This window comes from Pedobacter ghigonis, from assembly GCF_903166585.1.
GTDB lineage: Bacteria > Bacteroidota > Bacteroidia > Sphingobacteriales > Sphingobacteriaceae > Pedobacter > Pedobacter ghigonis.
The window spans coordinates 1-20,022 of the sequence record NZ_CAESCM010000021.1 but is presented as its reverse complement, the minus strand read 5'-3'; the positions used below and the strand labels follow the sequence as shown (position 1 = coordinate 20,022).

General features: G+C 40.6%; 14 protein-coding genes. 5 read left to right on the top strand and 9 right to left on the bottom strand.

Features of this window, described 5'->3' with window-relative positions:
* Positions 1–90: 90 nt before the first annotated feature.
* From HWV58_RS22385 to HWV58_RS22365, 5 genes are all read left to right on the top strand, one after another.
* Positions 91–774 (top strand): phosphonatase-like hydrolase, encoded by a 684-nt coding sequence (locus HWV58_RS22385; protein WP_217707054.1) that lies wholly within the window; start codon positions 91–93, stop codon positions 772–774.
* Positions 775–1,018: 244 nt separating this feature from the next.
* The gene (locus HWV58_RS22380; protein ID WP_175636235.1) at positions 1,019–1,357 is read left to right on the top strand and encodes a hypothetical protein; all 339 of its coding nucleotides are present in this window, start codon (positions 1,019–1,021) and stop codon (positions 1,355–1,357) included.
* A 158-nt stretch (positions 1,358–1,515) separates the two neighbouring features.
* On the top strand, positions 1,516–2,520 hold the full coding sequence (locus tag HWV58_RS22375) for an ABC transporter ATP-binding protein (RefSeq protein WP_175636234.1): 1,005 nt from the start codon (positions 1,516–1,518) through the stop codon (positions 2,518–2,520).
* Complete coding sequence (locus tag HWV58_RS22370; protein ID WP_175636233.1) at positions 2,513–3,877, top strand: HlyD family secretion protein; 1,365 nt, start codon at positions 2,513–2,515, stop codon at positions 3,875–3,877. Before HWV58_RS22375 ends, HWV58_RS22370 begins: the two co-directional genes overlap by 8 nt.
* Positions 3,878–3,905: 28 nt before the next feature.
* Positions 3,906–5,363, top strand: a complete 1,458-nt coding sequence (locus HWV58_RS22365; RefSeq protein ID WP_235972800.1) for a TolC family protein — start codon at positions 3,906–3,908, stop codon at positions 5,361–5,363.
* Between the two features lie 61 nt (positions 5,364–5,424).
* Here the strand turns inward: HWV58_RS22365 and HWV58_RS22360 are convergent, their stop codons facing one another.
* From HWV58_RS22360 to HWV58_RS22320, 9 genes are all read right to left on the bottom strand, one after another.
* Complete coding sequence (locus HWV58_RS22360; protein ID WP_175636231.1) at positions 5,425–7,059, bottom strand: ABC-F family ATP-binding cassette domain-containing protein; 1,635 nt, start codon at positions 7,057–7,059, stop codon at positions 5,425–5,427.
* A gap of 189 nt (positions 7,060–7,248) precedes the next feature.
* Positions 7,249–8,493 carry an amidohydrolase family protein gene (locus HWV58_RS22355; protein WP_175636230.1) on the bottom strand — a complete coding sequence of 415 codons (1,245 nt, stop codon included), beginning with the start codon at positions 8,491–8,493 and terminating at the stop codon, positions 7,249–7,251.
* A 152-nt stretch (positions 8,494–8,645) separates the two neighbouring features.
* Entirely contained in the window at positions 8,646–9,734 is a 1,089-nt protein-coding gene (locus HWV58_RS22350; protein ID WP_175636229.1) for a TlpA disulfide reductase family protein, read from the bottom strand.
* A gap of 15 nt (positions 9,735–9,749) precedes the next feature.
* A complete protein-coding gene (locus tag HWV58_RS22345) occupies positions 9,750–12,302 on the bottom strand; it encodes a zinc-dependent metalloprotease (RefSeq protein WP_175636228.1) in 2,553 nt (850 codons plus the stop codon).
* Positions 12,303–12,310: 8 nt separating this feature from the next.
* Positions 12,311–13,726 carry a RagB/SusD family nutrient uptake outer membrane protein gene (locus tag HWV58_RS22340; RefSeq protein WP_175636227.1) on the bottom strand — a complete coding sequence of 472 codons (1,416 nt, stop codon included), beginning with the start codon at positions 13,724–13,726 and terminating at the stop codon, positions 12,311–12,313.
* 12 nt (positions 13,727–13,738) lie between these two features.
* Positions 13,739–17,101, bottom strand: a complete 3,363-nt coding sequence (locus HWV58_RS22335) for a TonB-dependent receptor (RefSeq protein WP_175636226.1) — start codon at positions 17,099–17,101, stop codon at positions 13,739–13,741.
* Positions 17,102–17,214: 113 nt separating this feature from the next.
* Complete coding sequence (locus tag HWV58_RS22330; RefSeq protein WP_175636225.1) at positions 17,215–18,342, bottom strand: FecR family protein; 1,128 nt, start codon at positions 18,340–18,342, stop codon at positions 17,215–17,217.
* 66 nt (positions 18,343–18,408) lie between these two features.
* A complete protein-coding gene (locus tag HWV58_RS22325; protein WP_175636224.1) occupies positions 18,409–19,002 on the bottom strand; it encodes an RNA polymerase sigma factor in 594 nt (197 codons plus the stop codon).
* Between the two features lie 290 nt (positions 19,003–19,292).
* A complete protein-coding gene (locus tag HWV58_RS22320) occupies positions 19,293–19,544 on the bottom strand; it encodes an FUSC family protein (RefSeq protein ID WP_175636223.1) in 252 nt (83 codons plus the stop codon).
* Positions 19,545–20,022 lie beyond the last annotated feature (478 nt).

Below are 20,022 nucleotides of genomic sequence, written 5' to 3'. Positions count from 1 at the left end.
TAACTAACTTATATTTGCAGCTCAACATAAACAACATTGATTATACAAGCTTACTAATTCTATTTTATTAACTCTATTTAACAATAGCAAATGCACCCTGAAATTAAAATGGTCGTATTCGACATGGCCGGCACCACAGTAAACGAAGATAACCTAGTTTATAAAACCCTGATGAATGCTATTAACGCGGCAGGTTTTTCTTACAACCTGGATCAGGTACTGGCCGTAGCTGCCGGGAAAGAGAAGAAAGAGGCGATCAGATCGGTACTTAAAACCTATGGAGGTGACTTTGACGAAGCAGTTGTGACCGATATTTACGGGAAATTTATTAACCAGTTGCAACAGGCTTACGAAGTTGAGGCTATTTTACCACAGCCAGGTGCCACTGATATTTTTGAGAAACTAAGGGACAGGAATATCGTTACCGTTCTGAATACCGGTTACGACAGGCCTACTGCCGAAGCCATATTAAAAAAGCTTGGATGGGTAGCAGGCAAAGATTTTGATGCACTAATTACAGCTTCGGAAGTTAGCCAGAACAGACCCGAACCAGATATGATTTTACTGGCGATGAAACAATATGAAATTGCCGACGGAAGCGCGGTAATGAAAGTTGGCGATTCGAGCATCGACATAGAAGAAGGCCAAAATGCGGGCTGCAGTCTCAGCATTGGCATTACTACAGGCGCACATACCAGAGAACAGTTGCAAAATGCGAATCCAAATGCCGTAATTGATCATTTGATGCAAATACTGGAAATTATTCCAAACTAACTCATCTTAATTAACGCACTCCATAGCGTTCATTGGTATACAGCTAACCCTTATGTGTACTGATGGACGCTTTTGCTTTTTTCACTAAAGCCAGCACATAATTTTGTACAAAAAATCAGCCATTTGTCATTCTCTAATCTCGTTCTAATACTAGTATAACATTTGTGTCAGGCTTTTAAAAAAGTGTCAAATTTCAGTTTCTAAATGGTTTCAGATGCCTTCACGACCCTATATTTGTGATCAGATGATGAGGTTATTAAGAAAAAATTTACTAAAAAAGATTTTTGGCATTATGGTATTGGTCCTGTTTGCCACTAAATTCTTTACCAGTGCAATAACCATATTGTTATCTACCGATTATGCCTACGCCATTGAAAAAAGCAGTGAAGAAAATAAGGCTAAAGAAGAAGAATCTTTCGAAAAACTAAAGAAGAAACTGATGCTTTACGAATCGTCGGATCTGGCTGGCTTAAACCCAGCACCTGCCGATTGCCCTGCGCTTAATCAATATCTGTACGGCCCACGCCTCTGCAGTTCGCCGGCCAAAAATGTACCAACACCGCCTCCCGACTTAACTGCTTAACCTTCGATAAGCTGTTATTCCAAAATGTTAAGGTACTTAAACCTCTTTTAGCAGGTACAGTGCTTAGTTAATTCCTACAAAAATCTAGTTCAAGTTTATCCCCAGGCTCATTGCTGTTGCCCTGCACCGGTTTTGTGCCTGAATTTAAAAATTAAAAAATGAAAAATCATACTGTTGCCGGCGCACCATCGCCCTGGCAAAGATTGGTACGTATGCTCCATTTAGAGCGTAAAACCATCAATTATATATATATCTATGCTATACTCATTGGCTTAATCGGCCTATCGCTTCCGCTCGGTACCAGCGCAGTTTTCAACCTGTTATCCAACGGGGCGATGTACAGCTCTACCTACATTCTTATTGCCGTAATTCTGGTAGGCATTGTGGTGGGCGGCCTGCTGCTCATTGGCCAGCTAACCCTGGTTGAGTTTCTGGAACAAAAGATTTTTACCAAGGCAGCACTTGAATTTGCTTTCCGTTTGCCAAGAATTAAAAAGAAAGCACTCGAAGGCGAAAACCCTACAGAACTTGTCAATCGTTTTTTCGATATCCTTACCATTCAGAAAGGCCTTACTAAACTCCTGGTTGATATTGTTGCCGCAGCAGTACTGATCTTTTTCAGTGTAATACTGCTTTCTTTCTATCACCCTGTTTTTATGGCTTTTGGCACTTTTGTGCTTATTGTTATTGCCCTGATCCTGGTGCTGTATTATCGCCAGGGTGTACGTACCAGCATTGAAGAATCGGGCTATAAATATGAGGTTGTTGGCTATCTGGAAGATATTGCCTCTGATCTGGATACCTACCGTTCAAGTCCGGCTAAGCGCAAAGAGATTATCGAACGAACGGATAAGATCACAGCCAACTATATCCAGGCCCGTAACGATCATTTCGGCATATTGAAAAAGTTTTTTGTTAGCGCCGTGGCTATGCGCACCGTACTGATGGGTGCCCTATTGCTTTTAGGCTCTTATTTCGTTGTAGAACGACAGATGACTTTTGGCCAGTTCGTAGCCGCCGAGGTGATTATTGTGCAGATTAGTTACGCCATCGAAAAACTAATGACCAATTTAAACACGGTGTTTGATATGATAACTGGTAGTGAAAAACTTGCGGTAGTAACCGACCTGGAGTTGGAGAAAGGAGACTATAACCATGGGTAAGGTGAGTAATAACCTGGCACAGCTCCAGAACTGGGAAACACTTTCGGTGCACGCCAACAGCAAAATTATAGATGCAAGGGGAACCAAGCGACTGGGCAGAATACTGCTGTTTATTATTGCTTTTTTTGTCTTGCTCCTTTTTCTCCCCTACCGTCAAACCATTCCGGGTAGAGGTACTGTTACAGCACTTCGACCAGAAGACAGACCTCAAACGGTCCAAAACCAGATTGGTGGTCGCATAGAACACTGGGCGGTACGCGAAGGACAGGAAGTACAAAAAGGCGATACTATTCTGGTGATTTCGGAAACCAGCCAATCTTATTTCGATCCGGAATTACCGGCAAGGCTTAACGAACAGCTCGATGCCAAGCGGGGCAATGAAAATGCTGCCGGACAAAAGATTGATGCCACAAAAGCACAAATGAAGGCCCTGAGCGATGGCTTACACTTTCAGATGAAAGCCGCCGAAAACAAGGTACTGCAAGCCAAAAACTATGTAAGCATTGACAGTGCTGATTTATTGGCCGTTCAAAAGTTTTACGAAACCACAAAAGTGCGTTTGGAGCGTTATGAAACCGGATATAAAAACGGGCTTTTCTCGCTTACCGATATCGAAACACGCCGGCTTAAACTACAGGAAGATAATGCCAAGGTAATCAGCCAGCGAAATAAGCTAAACAATTCGGCACAGAACTTATTAAACGCCTCAATTGAGCTCGATAACATCAGGGCGAAATACCAGGAATCGATGTCGAAAGCACAATCAGACATGAGCACGGCCATATCAAGCAAGGCCAGTGCACAGGGCGATATCGCCAAATTGCGCAACGATATTTCGAATGTGAGTATCAGGCGCGGGCTTTATGTAGTGCGGGCACCACAAAGTGGATTTATTGTTAAAACCTTAAAAGCCGGTATTGGCGAGAATATTAAGGAAGGAGAATCGGTTGCTACTTTACAACCAAAATCGCCAATGGTAGCTGCAGAATTATATGTAAGCGCCATGGATGTGCCACTGATATTAGATACCAGCGATGTACGCCTGCAATTTGAAGGCTGGCCATCGGTTCAATTCTCGGGATGGCCATCGGTAGCTGTGGGTACTTTTGCGGGCAAGGTTTTTTCGATCGACCGCATGAGCAGCACAGGTGGAAAATACCGTTTGCTGATAAGTCAAACCTATCCGGTGCCATCAAAAGATGAGCCCTGGCCACCTCAGCTAAGGCAAGGTTCGGGTGTTTATGGCCGCATTATTTTGCGTTCTGTACCGCTTTGGTATGAGATCTGGCGTCAGCTTAACGGTTTCCCTCCTAGCCTGGAGAAAGAACCTACAGGCCTTGCTAAGGATAAAAAATAGATTGGGAGGCAATGAAATGAACATAGTTTTGAAAAAAATATCAGGCATATTCCTCATCATCTTATTATCAGCCGGGGTAGTTTCAGCGCAAAAAACAGACATACCAACGGTAGTAAAAAATGTGGATAGCACCAAAATTTTCGCTTTAGAAGACCTGCAGCTAATGGTTTTCAGGTTTCACCCCATCATTAAACAGGCTGCATTACTGAGCGAATCGGCCAGGGCAAAGGTACTGCAATCGCTCGGTTATTTCGATCCTGAATTAAAGGCAGGCTTTAACCGGAAGTTTTTTGGTAACGCAGAATATTACAACAGATGGAATAATGAGTTAAAAGTACCGCTTTGGCTTGCCGGTGCCGATTTAAAGCTGGGCTACGAACGCAATGTAGGCACTTATGTTAACCCTGAAAGCCGCACCAACGGACAAGGTTTGTCGGCTATAGGACTGAGCATCCCCCTGGGGCAAGGTTTAATTATTGATGCAAGGAGAAGTACGCTTCGCCAATCGAAAATAATGGTTCAATATGCAGAAGCCGACCAACTGAAACAGATTAACAGCGTTTGGTATGGCGTTGTTAAAGATTACTGGAACTGGTATTATCTGCACAAACAGTTTGAGCTGGTTAACGAAGGTCTGGATTTGGCCCAACGCCGGTTTAAAGCCCTGAGTGCACAAACACTTATAGGCGACAAACCTGCTATCGATTCGGTTGAAGCTTATATTACGGTACAAGAGCGAATTATCCAGAAAGAAAAAACAGCGATCGAATTGCAAAATGCCAGGCTGGTACTTTCTAACCATTTATGGAACGAAGCAGGCAATCCTCTGGAATTACCCGTCGAGGCTGTACCACAAAATATGGTTAATAAAACGGGCCGACCCAACCCACAGCTGCTGGATACACTTTTGGGACAGGCTGCTAACCTACATCCCGAAATTTTAAAACTGCGCAGCAAGGGCGAGCAGCTGGCTGTTGAAAGAAGTTACCGCCAGGAAATGCTAAAGCCTAAACTGAATGTTATAGGTAACCTGATCTCCAGCCGAATCGGTTTTAACAGCAATGTACCGGGATATTATGATTTCAACTGGAGCAATTATAAATTCGGCGTTGAGCTTGCTTTCCCACTTTTTTTAAGGTCTGAGCGAGGCAAATTAAGAGAGGTGAAAATTAAGCAGCAAGAGCTGGATTACGATCTTCAACAGTCGGGAAGAGAAATCAGGAACCAGGTAATGGCCTCTTACAACGATTTGTCGGCTTATTCTGCACAGTTGGCGGTACAATTAAAAAGCATTGAAAACCAGCAGATGCTTGTTAACGGCGAAAATCAAAAGTTTAATTTAGGCGAGAGCACGCTTTTTTTAATCAACAGTAGAGAAACCAAGCTTATAGAGATGAAGATTAAGCAGGAAAGTATGGTTGCAGGCTACCAGAAAGCACTGGCAGAATTATATTACAAGGCAGGTACGCGGGCCACGCTAAATTAACAAAGGCTATAATGATGCAGGCTGTAAAAGGTTATACCCCATACAGCCTGCAATATTTAAATTAATTTTGTTCTATTTCTTTAAGGTTATCCATTTTCTTATAAGCCAGGAAGCCTTTAATATCTTCGAAGTGTTCGCGCACGCGTTTATTACCAAATTCGAATACTTTTTGTACCAATCCATCTAAGAAATCACGATCGTGTGATACGAGAATCAAAGTGCCGTCGAAATCCTTTAGCGCATCTTTAATAATGTCTTTGGTTTTCATATCCAAATGGTTGGTTGGCTCATCCAGGATTAACACATTCACCGGCTCTAACAACAACTTAATCATGGCTAAACGCGTTTTCTCACCTCCCGATAGCACTTTAACCTTTTTGGTTGTATCATCGCCACTAAACATAAATGCACCTAAAAGGTCTTTAATTTTAATGGTGCCATCCGTTAACGGAATCTGATCAATGGTTTCGAATACCGTTAAATTTTCATCTAACAAAGCAGCCTGGTTTTGGGCAAAATAACCAATTTTGGCATTATGGCCTACTTTTAAACTGCCTTCAAAATCAATCTCGTTCATGATGGCTTTGATCATGGTCGACTTACCTTCGCCGTTTTTACCAACGAAAGCTACCTTTTCTCCCCTTTCAATTACCATCGATGCTTTTTGGAACACTACATGATCGCCATAAGTTTTGGTCAGCTCCTCTACCATTACCGGGTATTGCCCTGAACGTGGCGAAGGCGGGAATTTTAAGCGCAATGCTGATGTATCTACCTCATCAATCTCAATAACTTCCAGCTTCTCGAGCATTTTTACACGCGATTGTACTTGTAATGTTTTAGAGTATGTTCCCCTGAACCGGTCGATAAATTCCTGGTTATCGGCAATAAAACGCTGTTGTTCCTCGTAAGCTTTCAACTGGTGTATGCGGCGGTCGGCACGCAACTGCAGGTAATGGGTGTATTTGGCTTTGTAATCGTATATCCGCCCCATAGTTACTTCTATGGTACGGTTGGTAATGTTATCCACAAAGGCACGATCGTGTGAGATGACCATCACCGCTTTTGCCGAGTTAATTAAAAAATCTTCCAGCCACTGTATACTTTCAATATCCATGTGGTTGGTAGGCTCATCCAGTAAAATCAGATCAGGTTTCTTTAACAGAATTTTAGCCAGTTCAATACGCATGCGCCATCCGCCTGAAAATTCAGAAGTTTGGCGGGTAAAATCTTTACGCTCGAAACCCAAACCTTTTAATACCTTCTCTACCTCTGCATCGTAATTCGTTTCTTCGATTGAATAAAACTTCTCACTCAGCTCCGATACGCGTTCAATCAGCTTCATGTAGTCGTCGGTTTCGTAATCGGTGCGAATGGTCAGTTGCTCATTCAGCTCATCAAGCTCTTTTTGCATTTGAGTAACCTCTTCAAAAGCCTTCATGGTTTCTTCAAAAACGGTAACCTTATCCTGGGTAAGTAAATGCTGAGGCAAATAAGCAATTACAGCTTCTTTCGGACCCGTTACATTACCCGTTGTAGGTTTGGCTACATCGGCAATAATCTTTAAAATTGTCGACTTACCAGCACCATTTTTACCCATCAGGGCAATTTTATCATTCTCGTTTATCGAAAAGGTTACATCGCTAAACAAAGTGGTTCCGCCAAATGAAACGGAGATGTTATTTACATTAATCACAGTATGAAAATATTGAATTGCCGCAAAGATAAGTGAAAGCGACGGGATTATAACGAGAGAAATAGAACGTTTGATAAGTAAATCAGGGCAAGGCAAAAATATTTGGCTCCTCTCTTTTAACTGGCGCTGTGAGAGAACCTAAACAATACTTTTTGTCTTGCCCCGAAGATTGGCGGTAATCCAAGGTTATTATTCAACCACCTTACCGTGTTTGATAACCATGTATTGATCTTTTAGTCTATTGATATCATTTAAGGGATTATCTTTAATTACCACGAAATCTGCCTTTTTCCCAACCTTAATACTTCCGATGTTTTGCTCCTGTCCAATCGTTTCAGCAGCAATAATTGTAGCGGCGGCTAAGGCATCTGCCGGACTAAAACCGCAATCGTTCACGAAATAGTTAAGCTCATCCAGCAAATGGGGATATGGATTGCTGAGCACCGTAATTTTATCCGTTCCGGCAGAAATTTTAACACCTAAACGGTGAAGCTTTTTTACAATTTCAAAAATCCATTGTTCCTTTACCTCCAAAACGCTTAGCGTGGCATCGAGTATCACATTACGTTTCTTCATTTCTTCAGCCAGTTCGCGTACATCAATACTTGCCCCAACACTGTCTTTATAGGCCTGCGGAACTTTCCGGTAATTCATTTTTGGATCATTGATCAAAGCGGATAGCATGCTAGCATGAGAAATTACTTCTACCCCAGCCTTAACCACTTCTAAAGGCCTGGCAGGATACATCATCGCATGGCCCCACACCAGCAAATGATTTCTTTTGGCAGCCGAAACAATTTCCTTTAAAAAAGCAGCATCAAAAGAATGGTATAATTTTACACCAGTAGCACCAAAATTTTTCGCCACTTTCATTGCGCTATCCAAATTAACACCTGGTTTTAAGCATTGCTCCCAGGGGTGATAAGGCTCTTTTCTAATATTCATATCCCGGTTGTAATACCAATCGCCGGCCATAAAAGCAGCATAATAAATAGCTGGACCAGGCTTAATACCCAAATTAACATCTTGCTGAACTTTTTGCAGGATTACGCCATTTGCTGCAGGATCTCTAATAGCGGTAATTCCATGCCTGAGCAAATAATCAAGATATTGATAAGACCTTTCGATCGACGAACCGCCAATACTACTTAGATGTACATGCGAATCAACCAATCCGGGAATGATAAAACGATGTTGCAAATCGATTACCTTTCCTCGTGTTTTGTTTTTTTTAGCCGGAAAAATAGCTGTAATCCGATCATTTTTGATCAGGATTGTCATTCCGGTATCTAATTTCCCTTTCTCTACGTCAACAATATTTACGTTTTTCAGGGTGAGGTAAACTGCTTCTTGTTTTTGTTGTGCGAAAGCAGCTGGCAAAGCTAAAAGCCACAAAAAAACAATGCTAAACAATTTGTGAACTATATATTTCATTTTTTCTGATGGATTGAAAAGTTTAAAAATTATCATCATAAAAAATGCAGGAGACATCCGTCGTCCTGCATCATTATCTAACTACTATTAACATCAACTGCTTCTACCCAGTTGTTAATTTTCAAGTCTGTAATGACTTATTTTTTCATGAATTACTTGTTAAATATGCTATTGAGCTGTTCTTCCAAAGCGTTTCCTCTTAAATTTCTGGCAATAATTTTACCCGATGGATCGACTAAAAAGTTTGCGGGCAGGCTTTTAACGCCATATATACCCGCAGTTTTTCCACTGGTAGATTTTGGATCATTTAACTGAATCCAGGAAAGTTTATCCTGTTCAACAGCCTTTAACCAGTTTTCTTTCGAGCTATCCATGGATAAGCCAACAATGGTAAAACCCTTGCCTTTAAATTTCTGATAGGCTTTAATTAAATTGGGATTCTCTAACCTGCATGGTCCGCACCAGCTTGCCCAAAAATCAATCAGCACATACTTCCCGCTAAAATCTTTCAGTGAAACCATTTTTCCCCCGCCATCTTTTAAGGAAAACTCAGGAGCTAGAGCCCCTGCAATGGTAATTGCTTCCGCATCGATAAATTGCTTTATTTCTTTCCCATAGCCTGATTGCCGAACACCAGCCGATAATTTGGAATAGGCATCAGCCGCTTTTATCCTATCGGGATAAGTAACATACATATTAAAAATCGCTATTGCTGAGCTTACCCGATCCGGGTTCGCCGAAATAAAATGGTTTAGCACACTATCTTTTAACAGTTGAAGGGATGCTGCATATCTACTGAGTGCAGCCTTATCGGCATCTTGATTTCCGGATAACGAGGGTCGCTTACCCGGAATCGCAGCTAAGTTCATTTTATAGTCGTTAAACAGGTCATTCTCTTTTGATCCGGATATATTAAGCTCATAAATTTTATCAGCTACTCCATTAACCTTAACAGGACTATTTTCTACTATAAAAATCCTAATTTGCTTATTAACCGATGTTGATAAGGTACAAATAGCCGTTTCTACCAGCGGAATTTTAATTTCAAAAGCATCTGATTTAGCCTGCACAGAATCCTGATAAAGGGTATCATCAAATTCATAAGAAAATTTAATCCATCCGTTTCCCAAACCTGCTATGTTTCCAGTGGTATGTGTAAATTGTTGCGCATACACAGTAGAACATAGCATCATAATCAAAACCTGTAATGCAATGTTTTTGATATTTTGTAGCATCATCATGATCTGTTTAAAATATTAATAGTTTAATCCCGGTATTGGCGATTCTGTTAAAATCTTATCCAGCATTTGTTTTAAATAAGCCAGGTGTATTTTGCTATCCGAATCGTTCGTTCTGCCAATGGCACTGCCAATATCTTTGCGGAGATCTTTTAAATGCGCAAGCGCCAGGGGCTTAACATTCGAATAAAGCAGAATTTCAGTTGGTGTAACACCTGCCAGAATATTATCCAACGAACCTTGTAATGCAAAGCGTTTATTGTACATGGTGATGATACTACCCACATACATTTTCTGCAAACTGCGGCGGTAAGAATCAATAGCCTTTCCGGTTTTTATCTCCGAAAAAATGCCGTTTTTCAGATCGTTTAACCATTGCTGAGGCGAATAAGCACCTTTTCCATAATCGCGTTGGTTAACCATTAAACGGAATAAGCGGCTTTGAGAAGTAACCGAAGCAACAACACCCGATTGCAAATTCTCAACTTCACCAAAACCATATTTAGGATCGATCTTATTTAAAATCTGCTCGTTTAACAACCATTTTGGCGTGGTAAAAATTTCATCGTTAATAAATTTAATCGCCTCCTTCTGTTTGGCCAGACTAACAGGTTTATAAACCGCACCTGCCTGCTCGTAAGTTTTTTCAGTTACGTTAACACCTCCCAAGTTTTTAATTACGTGATAAGCATATTTAGAAAGTTGCCCAACTGCCTCTTTATACATTTCTTTCAAATCGGTATAATCTTCACCATCTTCCCTAGTCCAGTAAATTAACTGTGGAACAACACGCTTTAAGTTTTTAATGCCATACTGACTTACTTTTATCGCGTCGTCTCCTAAATCTTCAGATTGAGAACGTGGATCGTAATCTCTGCCTTCGCCACCAAACCAAAGTCTTTTGTTGGACGCTAAGCTATCGATAGTAATTTTGTTGAGGATTTTTTTATCGGCCGCAGCATTTGCAGTACCAAAAATCGGCTTGTATCCCCATTGAATGGCCCATTTATCGTAATCGTTAATTCTTGGAAAAATTCCGGCTTCGCTAACGTTATCTTCTGGCTGTGCCACATAATTAAAACGGGCATAATCCATAATTGATGGCGTGTGGCCATGTGCTTCAACCCATTTCTTATCTCTCAATTTTTCTACAGGCACGGTACTACTCGCGCCCATGTTATGGCGTAAGCCCAGTGTATGACCTATTTCGTGCGAAGAAACAAATCTTATTAATTGCCCCATCAACTCATCATCGAATTTATTTTTGCGGGCTTTCGGATCTATTGCACCAGCCTGGATCATGTACCAACGGTGTACCAGGTTCATTACATTGTGGTACCAGCCAATGTGGCTTTCCAAAATTTCGCCGGTACGCGGATCGGCAATGTTTGGTCCGTAAGCATTTTGCTGTGGCGATGCAAAGTAACGGATTACAGAGAAACGCGCATCATCTAAACTCATTGTTGTATCGGCCTCTGGCCATTCTTTACCAACAATTGCGTTTTTAAAACCAGCCTGTTCAAAAGCTTTTTGCCAATCGTTTACACCAGCAATCAGGAATGGCCTCCATTTTTTTGGTGTTGCCGGATCGATATAATAAACAATCTGTTTTTTGGGTTCTACGAGCTCTCCTTTTTTAAATTTTTCAATATCCTCCTCTTTGGGTTCTAATCTCCAGCGGTGAATAAAAGCCTCCTGTTCTACTTTCTGCTGATCATCTTTATACCTGATGTTTGCACTGGCGAAGAAACCCACGCGGGCATCGTACATACGCTTTCTCATCGGGTTTTCGGGAAGCATTACAAAAGAGGTATTCATGCCCAAAGTAATGGCACCAGCCTCGCTCGCAGCAGGTAATCTGCCGCCAACAGTATTGTAAGTACGGATGCTTTTTACTTCGGTATTGATTGGAAAACTCTTTACACTTTCGATGTAAGAACGGTCGGCCGCCTGTGCACCTAAACTGTATGCTTTCTTATTTTCTGCATCGAAAGATAATAAGGGGGTTTCGCTAATTAAGAAATCTGTAACATCAATTACCACTGATGATGAGTCTTTACTTTTTGCCTTAATCGGAAAAGCTGCCATTATCGGGTTTAAGTTCGAACTGGCCACCGCTTTTGAAATCATATCGGTAGAATCGGCAATGCTAACCGTTGCCGAAACTTTTAGGAACAGCTTGTTGTTTGGCCCTAACTCCCAGTACACAATACGGGCCCCCACTTCTTCTCCGCCGTAATTGCCAGCACCAGGTGTTGATTTACTTAACCTGTTTACCGCTAAAATCTCCTTTTTTAGCAAGGTATTCGGAATTTCAAAGAAATATTTATCTGCTATTTTATGAACAGTAAACAATCCTTTTTGGCTCACTGCTTTTGCCGTAATTACCTCGCTGTAGGGCTTAATTGGATTTTTTAAAGAATCTGTTTTTGGCTTTGGTGCAACAGCCGTTGCTACAGCAGTTTTCTTTTTCTTTTTTAAAATACTGCACGATTGTACGGTTGTACCGAGCATGCCGATGGCTAATGCCAGGTAAAAATACCTGACATTAAATTGGTTTTTTGTTTTCATTTGTGTTTTTAGTAACCTGGGTTTTGAGTTAAAGTATAGTTAGCGTCGAGGGCCGCTTGTGGAAGCGGTAAGAGTTTTGATTTGGGTGTATAACCTGCCTTAATCGCACTTAAAACGGCATCAGCTTCACCTGTACGTTTTAAATTGAACCAGCGGAAAGCCTGCTCACAAAAAAGTTCCTTTCTGTTTTCGAGTGCAATATCACTTAATAAGGTAGCAGGAATAGTAGAAGTGCTTAACGTAGCCGCAGCTCTTGTTTGTATGGCATTCAAATCGCTCAGGGCTCCTGTTAAATTTGTTCCGATTCTTGCCCTTGCTTCTGCACGGATCAGGTAAACTTCTGCCAATCTAATTACAGTTTGAAATTCGGTAACGCCAGCTGTTACCGCCAAAGCCTGTGTACGATACTTGTATTTGAAAGGAAGCGTGTAAACCGCACCCGAAAGTGTAGTGTGGTTCATCCAGTTAATGCGCCTTAAATCTGTTGTTTCAAATAAAGCGGTAAACCTTGGATCGATGCGGTAAACAAAACTGGTTACTGCTGTTGTAGTACTGGGAATAAAAGTAGCCGCTTCGTTTGTATATTGGTTCGTTGCTACTACAGGTGGCGACATTTGCCAAATACTTTCTGCGCTATTTTTGATAAATAAACCTGTGCCCATAGTTGCCCTCGGAATCAGGCTGTATAAACCTGATGCAATTACTTCCGAAGCATTGGTTTCGGCCGCAGCATAATTACCGGTAAACAGATATACCCTTGCCAAAAGCGCGGTAGCAACAAATTTATTTACACCTAAGCGGTCGCCTGCCGTTGCCGAATAATCGTTTAACAGGTTCGCTTTTGCATCGCTAAGGTCAGCAATAATTTTGGTGTAAATGTTTGCAGTAGCCTCTCTAGGCTGAAATGCAGTGATTGTTGGGTCGGTAACCAAAACCAAAGGCACATCGCCAAAGGTATTAACCAGGTTAAAATAACAGTAAGCCCTTACAAACTTAGCCTCGGCTATATATTGCTTTTTAATTGCGTCCGAAGCTCCGGTAGAGGTTTCGAGACCATTAATAATGGCATTTGCGCGGTAAATGATCGCGTACCACTCCGAAAAAATACTTGCCTGCCCCGTACTCAGTGCATTGTAACTGTTGTTGTTATATTCCTGCAAACCGCCCACCGTAGAAAGATACAGCAGATCATCAGCCTGTAACGAGCTGTAAACCGTAAGGTTTGTAGATTGGGTTGTGGTTTGCGATAAACTACTAAAAAGACCTGACCGCGCACTGGTTGCCAGCTTGTCTGATGCAAATACCAAATCGGTTGTAACCTGATTTAAAGGTGCATCTATATCGATAATTTTTTTACATCCTGCACCGGCAATCGCGATGAAAACCAGCGAGCAAATGATGATGTTGTATTTTGATTTTAACATGATGATTCGGATTTAAAAAGTGAACTGTAAACCAGCAATTAAAGTGCGCAATGGCGGAGTTGCTACACCTTGCGATTCAGGGTCGAACCCTTCATAATTGGTGATGGTAAATAAATTCTGCCCCTGTGCATACACCCTGATGTTTGGCGCATTGGTTTTAGAAATCCATTTAGTTGGCAATACATAAGATAAGCTTACATTCTTTAACCTGATAAATGAAGCATCAACCAACGAAGCATCCGAACCAGTATAATAGCTGTAGGCCAAATACGCTGCCGAACCTGCAGTACCACGTGTACCGGCAGAAACCAAATAATCTTGAGAACCCAGCGCCAGATAATCATTTACTATACTTAAGGCTGCATTGCTAAAATACCCCGGAGGATAGAATGACGAGGCCAGTAAACTTCTGCCCTGTTGTTTTACAAACTGGAAGGTAAAATCAAGTGTTAATTTCTTATAACTAAAAGTGTTGGTTAAACCACCATAAAATTTAGGGTAAGAAGTGCCCGCATAATAACGGTCTCCACGGCCTGTTGCAGCAAAACCTGTTGTTGGACTATTGATACCGCCAACACCATTAAAATCGGTAAACGATGGTAGGTTGGTTGCTGGATTTATGCCTGCATATTGATATAAATAGTAGGAACTAATCGGATTACCAACTACATAAGTAGCGAAGTAGGATGATTTTTCGATATCAGGAAACGACAATAATTTATTGTGGTTTTGACTGATATTAAATGAAGAGCTCCATGAAAAATCTTTATTTCTGATGTTTGTACTTGTTATAGCCATTTCCCAGCCCGAGTTCTGAACCGTTGCCGGCAAATTACTTTGGTAGCCGGTAAAACCTGCCTGCGCACTGGTTGTTAAATTAATTAACTGGTTGCTTGTTCTGTTGCGGTAATAAGAAGCACTTAAAGATAAACGGTCATTGAAAAAAGCCAAATCTAAGCCAACATCCAGCTTTTTGGTCTGTTCCCACTTGTAATCAGGATTTGGCAAACGTGATGGATTTAACCCCGTTGAACCTGCATAAACATAAGTTGAAGCTGTGTATGTATCTAAATAGCCATAATTATCGATGTCATCGCTACCCACAACCCCGTAACTGCCACGAAGTTTACCAAAACTGAACCAGCTGAATTTATCTTTCAAGAATTTTTCTTCTGAGAAGATCCATGCTCCGCCCACTGACCCGAAATTACCGAATTTATTGTTTGGCCCAAACCGCGATGAACCATCCCTTCTAAAATTAACGTTCAAGATATACTTATCTGCCACATTATAATTTGCCCTGCCAAACAGCGATGCATATTTATAATCAACAGAACTGCTTGTTGTACTTACTATTGAGGCAGCGGTAACAGTTCTTAAAAAATCATCAGAGGTAAATCCCGACGCACTTGTGCTGTAAGGCAATTTGGATTGTTTAAACTGATAAGTTCCACCCACCAAAGCATTCAATGTACCTTTCCAGATTTTATTGGTATAGGTAATTTGGGGTTCTACGATGTAGTTATTGGTATAATTATACGTGTAATTTGCCGTACCCGATGTTGGGTTTAAATTCGGATTTAACGAAGATAATGGCCTTGTAACCACCTGGTTCATATCCGTTTTGCTGTAACCTAAGCTTGCCTTAATATCCAAACCTTTTAATACATTGTATTTTAAAGCTAAATTGGTTAACAGGTTCGAAGTACGGTTATCATTCGATTGACTTAAATAACCCAGGGGATTATTGGTAAAACCATCCCAGTTTAAGCTCCCGTCTGCTTTATATAAGGGAAAATTTGGCGCCAGGCTATATGCCCAGGTAGCTAAATCAGTAGTAGAAATGTTATTTTTATCAGTTGAATAAATGGCGCTTAGCGATAAATTGAAACGTTGATCGAGCGAAGCGTGGTTTAAATTTAACTTACCACCGCCACGCTGATACCCCTGATCGCCGGGAAAAACATTTCCTTCTTTGTGGTAAGTTCCACTTAAGAAAAAGTTCGTTAACTCATTCCCACCCGATAAACTGGCTGTTACATCGTTTGTATGTGCTGTATTGCCCAACATATAACGCTGAAAATCGGTGTAGCCATTCTGGTCCCAAACCAGCAAATCGGGAGCGGTAGTTGCCGTTGGTGTTGCCGGGTTTGTGGTATTATTGGCAAAAGCTTTTCTTCTTAATGCCAGATATTGCTCAGTGCCCACCGTTTCTACAAAATGCGATACATTTGATACTCCCGTTGAAGCATTGACATTAAATTTTGTTCTGCCGGGTTTTCCTTTTTTGGTGGTAATTAATACCACACCATTTGCTCCTCTCGAACCATAAATGGCTGTTGCATCTGCATCTTTTAAAACCTCAATACTTTCGATATCGGATGGGTTAATGGTATTCATCGGGCTTGTATTGCCTTCTGCAGAGGGTAATGCGGCTCCGGATTGTGATGAGGCAAAAGCTGCTGTATTAATTGGCTCAGACAAGTACGGAACACCATCGATAATGTAAAGCGGACGGTTTGGCTTAACACCGTTTAAGCCAATGGCATTTGCACCTCTTATCTGAACATTAATACCTGCGCCCGGTAAACCATTGGTTTGTACAATGGTTACACCAGCCATACGGCCTTGCAAAGCCTGCAATACGTTGGTAACGGGTTGCTTTTCGATATCTTTTGCACTAATGCCAACCTGCGAACCTGTGCTTAACCTGCGTGTAGTTGTGCCGTAGCCAATAACCATTATTTCATCCAGCTTAGCCGGATCAAGCACCATATTAACCGTTAAAGTAGCCGTTGCTGTAACTTCTATGGTTTTGTAACCAACGTATGATAAAATAAGCGTCGGGTTTTCATCGCTAGCCGAGATATAAAATTTACCATTATTTCCTGTAGCCGTTGAGCGATTCGTGCCTTTTACTTTTACACTCACCCCCGGAAACGGCTGCCCCCTTTCATCAAGCACGGTACCAGTAACAGTAATATTATCAAAATAACCGGTAACCTTATCCAAAAAGCTTTTTTCCTGAATAATTACCGTTTTATTTTCAATGGTGAAAGTAAGCGATTGGTTAGACAAACAACGTTTCAGGGCTTCGCCAAGTGTTGTATTGGTAACGTTAATGCTAACCGGAATGGATTTAGAAATTAAATCCTGATCGTATATAAAATCGTAACCGGTTTGCGTTCTTATGGCCTTGAATACATCGGTTAAATTTGCATTTTTTTGATTAATTGTAACCCTTTGAGCAAGCGTTGTTGCACTTACTTGCATCATTGCAGCCAATAATAGAAACGTAGTTACACGCATAATCAGCAGAATTTTTTGGACATGGCCAGAAGGCCCACCCAGTTTGTTTGGGTAAAATTTGTACATTTGTTTGGTTTTTAAGTTGAATAGTCAGTCGATTGATTTATTAGCGCTAAAAACTTTGGCCAGCGGTGTTCCACCACCTCTGGCTTTTTATTTTAGGGCCACGTATAATTATATTATCTGGTTACCGTGATCCTCCTTCCTTCAATTTTAAAGTGAACTTTTCCCGTCTTTTCCATTACTTCTAAAACGGATGAAATATTTTTTGATCTTGAAATCCACCCTCCAAGATTTAATTTTTTAGGTGCATCATCACTGTAAACAACTTCCACATCGTACCAGCGGGCAATTTTGCGCATAACCGACCTAAAATCATTATGTTCTAAAATAAAATCACCGTTTTTCCAGTCGATAAAATTCTCGGCATTTACGTTTAAAACTTTTACCGCCTCGCCGTTTCCACGGGCTTGTTGACCAGGTTTTAGCAGCAGGGCATCGTTAATCTTCACACTTCCTTCAAGCAAAGTTGTTTTCGTTGCTATTTCATCGGCATAAGCATTTATATTGAAATGCGTACCCAATACTTCAATTTTCTGATTTTCAGTTTCTACAATAAAGGGTATCCTCCTGCCCCCCATAGAAATTTTACTTACTTCGAAATAAGCCTCACCTTTAAGTTTAACCCTTCGTTCTGCCGCAAAAGATGTGGCAAAAGTTACTGATGATGATGCATTTAACCATACCCTGGTTCCATCAGGCAAATTAACCTGATACTGACCGCCGGCAGGCGTTTGAATTGTATTGTGTGCGATTTTATTATCAACTACTGCCTGATTGGGCATTTCATAAACAATTTGTCCATCGGCTGTTTTTGAAATTTTAACTCCGGCCTGATCAGCCAAACGACCATTATCAATTTGGTCCAGGTCGATTTGTTTCCCGTTATCCAGCACCAGAATAGCGCGGTCTTTACCTGCCTTAATATCTTTAGCTGGCGGAAGACTTGCCAGATACGAGGATGGATGATTTTGGTTATAAATTAAAATACCTGCTAAAGAAATCACAACTAGTGCAGCTGCAGCATAAAACAAAGGTTGTAATTTTATTTTCCGGGCTGGTTTGGTATTGGCTTGCACCGTTTTCCAGATCTGCTGCGTTTCTGCGGCTAAAAATGATTCGGTATATACTGGAAGTTCTTTGCTATTCAGATTAATATAGGCAGACTCAAGCCATGCCTCCTCTTCAGGAGTAGCTTCACCTGCAATATACCGATCTAAAATCCGTCTGAATTTTTCTTCTTCCATTTGAGTATTAAGCTTGATATAAGTAATACAATTGTGAAAGAGAGATTGGGGATATAGAATTAAAAATTATTTTACATTAAGGTAATGTACAACGATTAAGATCAATCCAATCTTGGTTTTTAGTATCCGTAATGCCTTTTTCATTTGATCGGCAGCAGTAGATTCGGTGATGCCCAGACGGACCGCCACTTCCTTATTGGATAGGTTTTCGTTTCTGCGCAATTCGAAAACAGCCCTCATACGCGGCGGAAGGTTTGCAATTTCAGCCGCAATCATTGCTGCAAACTGCTTTTCACGAACCAGCGTATCGGTGTAAATTCCACTATCGGCATTTGCCTTCGAAAAATTACCGGCGTATGCACTTACTAAATTCTTATGTTTAATGAGATTGAAAATGCCATTGCGCAAGGCAATAAACAAATAGCCAGACAAATTATTCCCTTGTTCGATAGTTTGGCGTTTTTGCCAGATTTTCATAAACATTTCCTGAACCACATCTCTCGAATCGCTCTCGTTCCGAAGCTTATTAAAAGCATGTGCATACAATAAAGTGCTGTACCGGTTAAATATCTCGGTAAAAGCCGAATGATCATCATTTTTTAAATGAATTAAAAGATCATCGTCCGTTAAAGTTGTATATGAGATGCCAGTATTGGTCATTTCAGGGATTAAAAAACATCAAATAGTCCGGGATAGGTAGAAGAGCAATCAAAAATAGTAATATTTACCATAATTATTGCACCTATTTGGTGTATTTCAATAAAGTAATCAATGGATTGGGCATCCAATTGTACACACACTAAAAAATCATTTATACGATTTATGTGCAGGCTCTATATAAATTTAGAATTTCTGTTTTGACACAGTATATTGAACAGACTTCATTAAAAGCGTCGAATAACAGAAGGCTTTTAAGTCTATGAAGTACTGATACTATCAGCGGTTATTGCTTATTTCAAATTCCGCGCCTTTAAAATACTTTTTAATTCTTCGTTTTTATACTTCGAATTATTAATGAGTTTATAGGCAAAAATCAAAGGGATTAGTGTAAGAAAGCCCCAGCTGTTTTTAATAATACTGTAAAATATAATGCCAATCAGAAATCCGATTAAGAAACCATTCATGATTGCTGCTGATTTCATTTTTTTTGCTTCCTGCAGCAATTCTTCATCTGTTAACTCGGTAAGTGCTTTTTGTTCCATGCTTAATATTTTGGTGTTTACGTTATTCAGTTTGTTATATTATTAGTCAAAACTTATTTTGAGCCGGCCTTTAAACAGCTCCCCTAAAAATGATCGAATATATGAATGTCAATGCAGGGTTTTCAAATTTCAAGTTTTGAAAATTAAATTGCTTAAACAAGGTCACACCAACCATTAGGGCCACAATCGCCAAAGTGAATGTTAGTACCATTTTCATTTCCATATTTAGGTTTTATCTTAATAGTTTAAATGCGTTATGCATTGGGTGTAAAGTTCATTATTGCATTTTAAATACTGGTTACACCAAAGTGTAATTTTTGATGTTTAAAAAAAAGGGATCGGAAATGTGTGATCGAGTAAGAAGCAGGGGATTAGTTTCCCTGCTGTCTCCTCACACCACCGTACGTACCGTTCGGTATACGGCGGTTTGTCAGAATAACTTCGTTTGGTGTGTCGTTTTCCAATAGTAATAATTACC

What these genes read in the sequence shown, in the direction of transcription:
- HWV58_RS22385 (WP_217707054.1), top strand. Translation starts at nt 91, where the DNA reads ATGCACCCTGAAATTAAAATGGTCGTATTCGACATGGCCGGCACCACA.
- HWV58_RS22380 (WP_175636235.1), top strand. Translation starts at nt 1,019, where the DNA reads ATGATGAGGTTATTAAGAAAAAATTTACTAAAAAAGATTTTTGGCATT.
- HWV58_RS22375 (WP_175636234.1), top strand. Translation starts at nt 1,516, where the DNA reads ATGAAAAATCATACTGTTGCCGGCGCACCATCGCCCTGGCAAAGATTG.
- HWV58_RS22370 (WP_175636233.1), top strand. Translation starts at nt 2,513, where the DNA reads ATGGGTAAGGTGAGTAATAACCTGGCACAGCTCCAGAACTGGGAAACA.
- HWV58_RS22355 (WP_175636230.1), bottom strand. Translation starts at nt 8,493, where the DNA reads ATGAAATATATAGTTCACAAATTGTTTAGCATTGTTTTTTTGTGGCTT.
- HWV58_RS22350 (WP_175636229.1), bottom strand. Translation starts at nt 9,734, where the DNA reads ATGATGATGCTACAAAATATCAAAAACATTGCATTACAGGTTTTGATT.
- HWV58_RS22345 (WP_175636228.1), bottom strand. Translation starts at nt 12,302, where the DNA reads ATGAAAACAAAAAACCAATTTAATGTCAGGTATTTTTACCTGGCATTA.
- HWV58_RS22340 (WP_175636227.1), bottom strand. Translation starts at nt 13,726, where the DNA reads ATGTTAAAATCAAAATACAACATCATCATTTGCTCGCTGGTTTTCATC.
- HWV58_RS22335 (WP_175636226.1), bottom strand. Translation starts at nt 17,101, where the DNA reads ATGTACAAATTTTACCCAAACAAACTGGGTGGGCCTTCTGGCCATGTC.
- HWV58_RS22330 (WP_175636225.1), bottom strand. Translation starts at nt 18,342, where the DNA reads ATGGAAGAAGAAAAATTCAGACGGATTTTAGATCGGTATATTGCAGGT.
- HWV58_RS22325 (WP_175636224.1), bottom strand. Translation starts at nt 19,002, where the DNA reads ATGACCAATACTGGCATCTCATATACAACTTTAACGGACGATGATCTT.
- HWV58_RS22320 (WP_175636223.1), bottom strand. Translation starts at nt 19,544, where the DNA reads ATGGAACAAAAAGCACTTACCGAGTTAACAGATGAAGAATTGCTGCAG.